At 44.6% G+C, this 8,702-nt stretch carries 9 protein-coding genes and 1 pseudogene; 7 read left to right on the forward strand and 3 right to left on the reverse strand.

The features are described 5' to 3' along the window. Positions 1–362: 362 nt before the first annotated feature. Positions 363–1,490: a DegT/DnrJ/EryC1/StrS family aminotransferase gene (locus tag LYNGBM3L_RS24570; protein WP_008188018.1), complete on the reverse strand. Its 1,128-nt coding sequence runs from the start codon at positions 1,488–1,490 to the stop codon at positions 363–365. Positions 1,491–1,606: 116 nt separating this feature from the next. Here LYNGBM3L_RS24570 and LYNGBM3L_RS24575 point away from each other — a divergent pair, with 116 nt between their 5' ends. Continuing rightward, positions 1,607–2,386: an ABC transporter permease gene (locus LYNGBM3L_RS24575; protein ID WP_008188020.1), complete on the forward strand. Its 780-nt coding sequence runs from the start codon at positions 1,607–1,609 to the stop codon at positions 2,384–2,386. A gap of 33 nt (positions 2,387–2,419) precedes the next feature. Here LYNGBM3L_RS24575 and LYNGBM3L_RS24580 read toward each other — a convergent pair whose 3' ends face one another. Continuing rightward, complete coding sequence (locus tag LYNGBM3L_RS24580) at positions 2,420–2,932, reverse strand: Ycf51 family protein (RefSeq protein WP_008188021.1); 513 nt, start codon at positions 2,930–2,932, stop codon at positions 2,420–2,422. An 837-nt stretch (positions 2,933–3,769) separates the two neighbouring features. Between LYNGBM3L_RS24580 and ychF the strand changes: the two genes are divergently transcribed. The 6 genes and pseudogenes from ychF to LYNGBM3L_RS24620 all read left to right on the forward strand — a co-directional run bounded on the left by ychF (position 3,770) and on the right by LYNGBM3L_RS24620 (position 8,189). Beyond that, a complete protein-coding gene (gene ychF / locus LYNGBM3L_RS24595) occupies positions 3,770–4,861 on the forward strand; it encodes a redox-regulated ATPase YchF (protein WP_008188024.1) in 1,092 nt (363 codons plus the stop codon). Between the two features lie 27 nt (positions 4,862–4,888). Then, positions 4,889–5,245 carry a phage holin family protein gene (locus tag LYNGBM3L_RS24600; RefSeq protein ID WP_008188025.1) on the forward strand — a complete coding sequence of 119 codons (357 nt, stop codon included), beginning with the start codon at positions 4,889–4,891 and terminating at the stop codon, positions 5,243–5,245. A gap of 323 nt (positions 5,246–5,568) precedes the next feature. Then, the gene (cobM, locus tag LYNGBM3L_RS24605; RefSeq protein ID WP_008188026.1) at positions 5,569–6,366 is read left to right on the forward strand and encodes a precorrin-4 C(11)-methyltransferase; all 798 of its coding nucleotides are present in this window, start codon (positions 5,569–5,571) and stop codon (positions 6,364–6,366) included. 35 nt (positions 6,367–6,401) lie between these two features. Continuing rightward, on the forward strand, positions 6,402–6,833 hold the full coding sequence (locus tag LYNGBM3L_RS24610; RefSeq protein WP_008188027.1) for a TFIIB-type zinc ribbon-containing protein: 432 nt from the start codon (positions 6,402–6,404) through the stop codon (positions 6,831–6,833). Between the two features lie 107 nt (positions 6,834–6,940). Further along, positions 6,941–7,425, forward strand: a pseudogene (locus tag LYNGBM3L_RS24615) (flavin reductase family protein). A gap of 410 nt (positions 7,426–7,835) precedes the next feature. Beyond that, positions 7,836–8,189 (forward strand): phenylpyruvate tautomerase MIF-related protein, encoded by a 354-nt coding sequence (locus LYNGBM3L_RS24620; RefSeq protein WP_008188031.1) that lies wholly within the window; start codon positions 7,836–7,838, stop codon positions 8,187–8,189. 13 nt (positions 8,190–8,202) lie between these two features. On the opposite strand, the gene LYNGBM3L_RS24625 is transcribed toward LYNGBM3L_RS24620, so the two are convergent. Next, a complete protein-coding gene (locus tag LYNGBM3L_RS24625; protein WP_008188032.1) occupies positions 8,203–8,619 on the reverse strand; it encodes a helix-turn-helix domain-containing protein in 417 nt (138 codons plus the stop codon). Positions 8,620–8,702: the final 83 nt, after the last annotated feature.

The following is an 8,702-nucleotide window of genomic DNA, read 5'->3' on the forward strand; positions in this document are numbered from 1 at the left end:
TCTCCAAAAGACCACCATCCGAACAGTCAGTTAGGCTTTGAAGGTTTTCCTTCGCGCCCCTAGCTCATAAGCCTTGTATTGTAAGGTTCCTAGCTAGAACGAGCCGCACTTTGGCGTTCGGTGTAGGGTAGGTTTGAAGGTTGGATGCTTGAAGGGTTGTTCACGTAGCGTGGCCTTTTGGCCAAGGTTGCATGCTTGAAAACTAGTCTTCTAACCTTCAACCGGTTAACCTTGGCCAATAGGCCACGCTACGCGAACAACCGGTTAACCTTCAACCGGTTAACCTTGGCCAATAGGCCACGCTACGCGAACAACCGGTTAACCTTCAACCGGTTAACTTTTAACCTGTTAACTTTTAACCTTCACCCTAAACAGTCCTTCAATCCATAAACCACCTGTTGCTGTTCCTCAACGGTAAGTTCTGGGAACATTGGCAGGGACAATACTTCATGGCAGACTTGCTCAGCAACTGGAAACTGACCGATTTGATAGCCTAAGTCTTTGTAGACTGGCTGCAAGTGTAACGGCAGGGGGTAATAGACCATAGAACTAATACCTGCCTGCTTTAATTTTTGGCGCACCTCGTCCCGATAGTTGCTATTGCTACTATCTTGAGTTAGGCGAATGGTGTACTGGTTCCAGACGGAGTTTCCCCCAGGGGTTTCCCGAGGCAGGATTATCTCAGGTAATGGCTCCAATAACTGGTGATACCGGGTTGCTACCTGACGACGGGCATTGTTCCAGCCATCGAGATAGGGTAGCTTTACGTTAAGAATAGCCGCTTGTAGGGCATCTAAACGGCTGTTGATGCCATTGACTTGATGGTAATAGCCCGAGCATCTGCCATGGTCTCGCAGCATCCGTATTGAGGCCGCAATAGTTTTGTCATTGGTAGTTACCGCACCACCATCGCCACAGGTTCCCAGATTCTTGGTGGGATAGAAGCTAAAGCAACCAATATGTCCAATACTGCCAACCTTTTTTCCCACCCATTCAGCACCAGTCCCTTGGGCGCAGTCTTCAATGACTGCAAGACAATGAGTCTTGGCGATATCCATCACAGCAGTCATATGAACTGGCTGTCCGAATAGGTGAACTGGTATGATTGCTCTAGTATTATGGGTAATTGCTTTCTCAATCTGATTGAGATCAATATTAAAGGTTTCGGCATTGATATCGACAAAGACTGGGGTAGCACCAACTTCAGCAATTACTTCAGCGGTGGCGATGAAGGTGAAGGGTGTGGTAATTACCTCATCACCAGGTCCGATATCTAAAGCTCGCAGGGCGAGATAGAGAGCGTCTGTACCAGAGTTACATCCAATGCATTCCAGGGTACCGGTGTAAGCGGCAAACTGTTGCTCAAAGTGCTCTACCACTGGACCACCAATATAACGTCCAGAAGAAAGAACCTCACCGACAGCAGCACTGACTTGTTCTCCAATCACCTGGTACTGCCGTGTTAAGTCAAGAGGGGGTATAGTATTCACTTGTTCCTCACACCTTAAGTTGTTTTTAATTAAAACAGAATTTTTTGCAAAAAGGGTTCAAATTTTACCTGCACGATCTGACACAATGGATGAAAACAAATTAGCTGTGGTGGTTGGTGGATTCTTTAATTGAACTCGATCTTAGCGATTTAGCGTGGGGATTGGCCATGATGGCGATCGCAATTGGTTTATCCAGCTGGCAAAGGCTGGGTTTGGAAGTTCAACTAGCGATCGCAACTGGCCGAACTATCGTACAACTCATTGTTGTGGGATATGTGCTGGCTATCATTTTTGCCTTAGATCACCCGATCCCTGTTTTAGCTATCTTAATGGTAATGCTGACTATTGGTACGATTACTGCTCGAAATCGGATTAGTAACCACAAGATACCGAGGCTGTTACCGATAGTATTCAGTTCCCTGTTTTTCAGTACAGCATTGACTTTAGTCTATACAAATCTATTGATGATTCAACCAGAACCTTGGTATGCACCCCAGTACCTGATTCCCTTAGGAGGTATTGTGCTGGGCAATGCCATGAATGGGGCTGCGATCGCAGGGGAACGCTTAGTTAGCACCATTAGCAATAGCACTCTAGAAATCGAAACCCATTTAAGCTTAGGCGCAACGGGACAACAAGCAGTAGCCGGTTACCGTAAGGATGCGATTCGGGCTGGGTTGATTCCTACTCTTAACTCGATGATGGTAGTGGGACTGGTGACTTTACCGGGAATCATCACAGGTCAATTGTTAAGTGGTATTGAGCCCTTGAATGCTGCTTCCTATCAGATCTTAATTATGTTTATGCTCGCATTTACTAATTTGATCGCAACCTTATTGATCACTTATGGGTTGACACGGCAATTTTTTAATCAGTATGAGCAGTTAACGATATAGCAGTTATCAATATTGATAACTGCTATATACTCCTTACTCTTGAGGCAATTGAGCAAATTCTTCGGAATAGACTTCAATCACCATATCTGGATCATCACGCTGAGAAAGCGATCGCATAACCTGACCCAACAATACCGGCTTGGATACACCAGCTTCCGGATGGATAATCGTCCGGGCTCGAATTGTTAACTGGTTATTTGCGCCACCGAGGCGTCCATAGGAATAAAAATTACTAGCAGCTTGGCGCAGTGTCGCTTCTACTTCTGACTCTGTAGCACTAGGGGGCAAAGCAATCACCGTTTGGTTGCCACCATTATCGTAGACTACAGTATATCGGATTGCCCCTGGAATGGTAGTACGGGTAAACGGTACTAAGGATAACGAGAAAAAGCTAGCCGTTAGCACCAGCATAAACCCAGTGACTCCCACCAGGCGAAACCGGAGACCCCATTTGAAGATAAAACCGAGTATAGCAATCAAGCCACAGGCTAAAGTCAGAATACCTGCCCATTGAGTGTAGATCAGAAAATCAGCTGTTGTTGGCATAGTTTAGAGATTTAGTAATATAGCATTTTTATTTGACTTGTGAATATACTCCCTTAAGGAAAGGCAAGAGGCAAGAGTTAATCAAGTATAGAAGGATTTTTGGCCGCGCTGCATCTTAACGTAGGGTGGGCAAATTTTTATGAGCTATAATACTCAAAATTACCCTACTATTTTTGCCCACCCGACCAGTAAAAAAAATCCTAATTCAATTAGGGTTAGGGTGGGCAAATTTTTATGATCTATAATACTCAAAATCACCCAACTATTTTTCCCTATCCTACAAGCTAGAGGATTTTTTGCCCACCCTACAAGTAAAAAAAATCCTAATTCAAGTAGGGTGGGCAAATTTTTATGATCTATAATACTCAAAATACCCCTACGGTTTTTGCCCACCCTACAAGCTGAATCTTACTGACTATATAAGGATTTAAGGATTTTTGGCCGTGCTGCATCTTAAAGTAGGGTGGGCAAATTTTTATGAGCTATAATACTCAAAATACCCCTACGGTTTTTGCCCACCCTACAAGCTACTAGATGTTGCTTACGACTATCACGTTCCTGTTCAAAAGACGTAAATTTATCTGGTTTAGCAATAGCCCTAAGGAGTTTAGTTGAAACTGGTTTAATTGAGACCATCAGAGATCACTAGAGACCATTTATTAAGTAAAATTATAAAATAAAATTATAAAATAAAATTATAAAATAAAATTATAAAATAAAATTATAAAATAAAAACCAAGAAGATAAGCGATAATTGGGACAACAGTAGAACAACTGGCCGATCGGTTCAAGTTTCTATTGCCCATTGTCCATTTTAAAGTACTATAATATACTGCTATGCTAAGAGCTGGAATTGTTGGACTGCCCAATGTAGGCAAATCAACCTTATTTAATGCCCTAGTTGCCAATGCCAAGGCAGATGCTGCGAATTTCCCTTTTTGTACCATTGAGCCGAATGTCGGTGTAGTTGCTGTCCCAGATCAGCGGTTGCAGGTTCTGGCCAAGATTTCTGAATCTGAGAAAATTGTGCCAACTCGGATTGAGTTTGTGGATATTGCTGGTTTAGTCAAGGGAGCCAGTAAAGGCGAAGGCTTGGGTAACCAGTTTTTAGCCAATATCCGAGAAGTCGATGCGATTGTCCATGTGGTGCGCTGCTTTGATGATGATGACATCATCCATGTTTCCGGCTCCGTTGACCCAGCTCGGGATATTGAAGTCATTAATTTAGAATTAGCCTTAGCTGATTTAGGGCAAGTTGAACGCCGGATTGAGCGTACCCGGAAGCAAGCTCGTAGTAACAAAGATGCCAAGATGGAACTTGATGCCTTGGAAACCTTGAGTGCTGGGTTGAATGAAGGCAAATTAGTGCGCCAGATTAGTTTAACAGAAGAAGAAGCCGAGTCAGTCAAGCAATTGGGGTTACTGACCAGTAAGCCAGTTATCTATGCCGCTAATGTATCTGAAGATGACTTAGCCACTGGCAATGACTGGGTCGAGCAAGTGCGGCAAATTGCTGCTACCGAAGATGCTCAAGTGGTAGTGGTTTCTGCTCAAGTAGAGTCAGAACTAATTGAGTTACCTGAGGAAGACCGAGAGGATTTTCTTCAGTCCCTTGGTGTAGAAGAAGGGGGATTAAAATCCTTGATTGGCGCTACCTACGAATTGTTGGGTTTACGTACCTTTCTGACCACTGGTCCCCAGGAAACTCGGGCGTGGACTATTGCTGCTGGTATGAAAGCCCCCCAAGCGGCTGGGACAATTCACTCGGATTTTGAGCGAGGCTTTATTCGGGCAGAAACCATTGCTTATGGGGATTTGGTAGCTGCTGGAGCGATGACCGCTGCTAAGGAAAAAGGGTTAGTTCGCTCAGAAGGTAAAGATTATGTTGTACAAGAGGGAGATGTGATGCTTTTCCGCTTTAATGTGTAAGTAGTGGTGCTCTAAAAGGTGATACCCATGGATATTATTAGTCTTTTAATTGCCTGTTTGGTTACTGCCGTCAGTTTGTTGATCATTTCCAAACTCCCAACTGGTGTCGAGATTGATAGTTTTGAGAAAGCATTGGTTTCAGCAGTGGTGTTCGGCATTCTCAATGCCCTATTGAAACCAATCCTGATTGTTTTATCTCTTCCTCTGACTATCTTGACTGTTGGGCTTTTTGCTATTGTGGTCAACGCGATTATTTTTGGCTTAGCCGCTGCTTTGGTAACAGGATTCCGACTTCGCTGGGGATTTTGGAGCGCTTTGATTGGCGCAATTGCCCTTGGTTTCGTTAATTCCTTGATCTATAAGCTGCTCGGAACCTTGGCTTGATTGTTGGTCACTAACTGGTAAACACACAGGTAAAAGACAGGTAAACACACAGCTTAAGCTGTCAGCTCTCAGCCGTCAGCTAATCAACGGGAGATAGTAAACAAGCATCTGGGTTACTGGTAGGACTGCTTGAAAATCCCTGCTCGTTTTACTCATCTGACCCCGTGCAGCGATCGCGCCTGCTATCAGCTCTCAGCTTTTGAATAAAAAAGCTGAGAGCTGACGGCTGAGAGCTGACGGCTGACGGCTGAGAGCTGACGGCACCTCAAGTAGCGCATATGCTTACCAAAATACTATCTCCTAAAGCATAATTCCGAAACTATATGAATTCAATCGCACCAGCAGTCTACATTATCGGTGCTGGACCAGGCGCTCCAGACTTATTAACTGTCAAAGCCTTGAAAATCCTCCAAAAGGCAGATGTTATTATCGTGGCAGATTCTCTAGTGCCCAAACAGATGTTAGAGAGTGTTCGGGCTGATGCCGAAATTATTCGCTCTGGCAACAAAACCCTAGAAGAGATTGTGCCACTGATGATTGAACGGGTGCGATCGCATAAATCTGTGGTCAGGCTACACTCAGGAGATTTGACTCTATATAGTGCTATCCACGAGCAAATGCAAGCTCTAAAGGAAGCCTCTATTCCCTTTGAACTTATCCCAGGCATCAGCGCCTTTCAAGCAGCAGCCGCACAACTTGGTGTTGAGCTAACTATACCGGGATTAGTACAAACGATTATCCTGACCCGGATCAGTGGTCGTGCTTCTGCGGTCCCAGACTCAGAGGAATTAGCATCCCTAGCTGCCCATCAAGCTAGTTTGTGCCTCTATCTGAGTGCTCGTCATGTAGAAGCGGCTCAAGCCAAACTCCTAAAACACTATTCTGCTGATACACCAGTAGCGGTTTGCTTCCGCATTGGCTGGCCAGATGAAAAAATTTGGCTAGTTGACCTTGATAAAATGGCAGCAACTACTCATGAGCACAATTTAATTCGGACAACCCTTTACTTAATCAGTCCGGCACTAAAGACGGCTTTAAACCGTGATGGCCTTAAAACCCGTTCCCGTCTCTATCATCCCGAACACTCTCACCTCTTTCGTCCTCACCCTTCTATTGTATAAGATATATGATATAACATTAATTTTTGTGTGAAAGTGTGAAGGAACTTAATTGCCCAACACTTAATTGCCCAAAGTGTAAAGGAAAATTAGAGCCAGTTACCTGCCATGGCATTGAAGTAGACCGCTGTGTCAACTGCAAAGGCATTTGGTTTGATTCCCTGGAGGCCGAAATACTCAAAAAGATTAAAGGTTCTGAGAGTCTAGATATTGGAGACCCGGAAATTGGCTCTGAGCTGAATAAGATCAATGATGATATTTGCTGTCCCCGCTGTGGAGCCAAAATGATCCGGATGCTTGATATTGATGAGTACAGCGTCTGGTACGAAAAATGCTTCCAATGCCACGGGGTTTGGCTAGATGCTGGGGAATTCAGGCAGTATAAGCATAATTTTCAGCCCAGAGGTGTTCTATATCGAGTTAAGCGCATGTTTAGAGCCCAAAAGGACATCCCCAATCCTGTCTTTTAAAAGGGAAAATTCTGTAAACTAATTGGGATTGACCGTTCGCCCAGCGTCGGGCTTTGCCCAAAAGCTCACGCGGGGCGCGTTCACTAAGAACTTAGGGAGAAAGACTCGTGCTAGACGAACAAGCAAAAAAGACCATGCTGCGCAAAATTCCCCATGGTCTATATATCTGTGGGGTCAGGGATGGTGAAGAAACAATCAATGGCTTCACGGTCAGCTGGGTAATGCAGTCTTCCTTCAAACCACCACTAATCGTTAACTGTGTTAAACAAGACTCTGGATCCCACGCCATTATTAAGAAAACAGGAGTATATGCCCTTAGCTTCCTCGATAGTGGGCAAAAAGATATGGCAGCCAAATTTTTAAACCCCAAAGTCGCGTTGGTAATAAGTTTGCTGATGTAGAATTTTACTTCGGAGAAGTAACTGGTTGTCCGATTATTTCTGACTCCCTCGGTTATGTAGAATGCCAGGTCAGAGGAACTGTGGAAGAAGGCGATCACACCGTCTTTGTTGCTGAAGTCGTTGGTGCTGGCATTCATCGGGAAGGAGATCAGTTGTTACTAGAAAGCACTGGTTGGCAGTATGGCGGTTAGAGCTATCAGCTATCAGCTATCAGTTATCAGCTATCAGTTATTAGCTATCAGTTATCAGTTATTAGTTCTCAGCTATCAGAGGTTGTCTGATAAGTCTCATTTGCTACATCCAAGCCCCCTAAATCCCCCAATTTTGGGGGACTTTTAGAAGCAAATTGACTCTTGTCCCCCCCAAGCGAGCAATCCCTCGCTTGGGGGGCTAGGGGGGCAAAATTAAGTATCAAAAAACTTTTCAGATATCCTCTCAGCTATCAGCTTTGGGTTAGTTGCCAACGACTGACGGCTGACGGCTGACGGCTGACCACTGACCGCTGACCACTGACCACTGACTGCTGACTACTGACCACTGACCGCTGACCGCTTAACATTTCAACTGTTCAAAAGCTCAACTAGGGTGTGATATCAAAACTATGCCACTAATTAAAGTTCAAACTTCCATTGATGCTCCAGAATCAGCAGCTGTTGAAGGGTTGCTGAAAATCCTGTCAGGAAAACTAGCCGAGCATGTGGGTAAACCTGAAGCTTATGTGATGACAGCGTTTGAGCCTGGTGTTGCTATGACGTTTGCTGGTAGCTTTGACCCAGTTTGCTATGTGGAAATTAAAAATATTGGCACCATGAAGCCCACTCAAACTAAGGCCATGAGTCAGGATTTTTGCAAGACGATTAATGAGACCTTGGGTGTAGCACTTAACCGAATTTATATTGAATTTGCTGATGCCCAGAGACATATGTGGGGTTGGAATGGCTCAACGTTTGATTGACCTTAGACCTGGCTCAGCTCACTTTAAAGTCAGAAATCGTCTCAATCCATACCCGTGCTCCACAGTGTAGGGGATTATCCGGGCGATACATGACCCGACAAGGGCCATTGACTTCTACGGTATGACCGTAAGTGTTATTAGTGCCTCGTTTGACAGTAATCACTGGATTCCTTTCGCCGGTGTTGTGATTTTGGCGAATCACTTTCTGGTTAACGTGGATCACAGCCTTCGTGTAATTTGTACGCTTTGACCAATTCCGCTTTGGTCCACGAGTGCCAGGAGTGACCACGGGCATGCCATCAAATAAGGGAATCACCCAAGTTCTACCGACTTTATAAGCACCTTTAACTCTGCCCTTGCTCAACAGGAAACGGACGCGAGTGGCAGAGATACCTAGTAATTCAGCGGCTTGTGCGGTAGAAATCATCATGGCGAAAAACCATTGTGTTTACGATATTGTTTATATTAACACGATTTTTAAAAGATGCAATGGGTGGAAAGTGTGGAGATAGT

It is taken from the genome of Moorena producens 3L (genome assembly GCF_000211815.1).
Taxonomy (GTDB): domain Bacteria; phylum Cyanobacteriota; class Cyanobacteriia; order Cyanobacteriales; family Coleofasciculaceae; genus Moorena; species Moorena producens.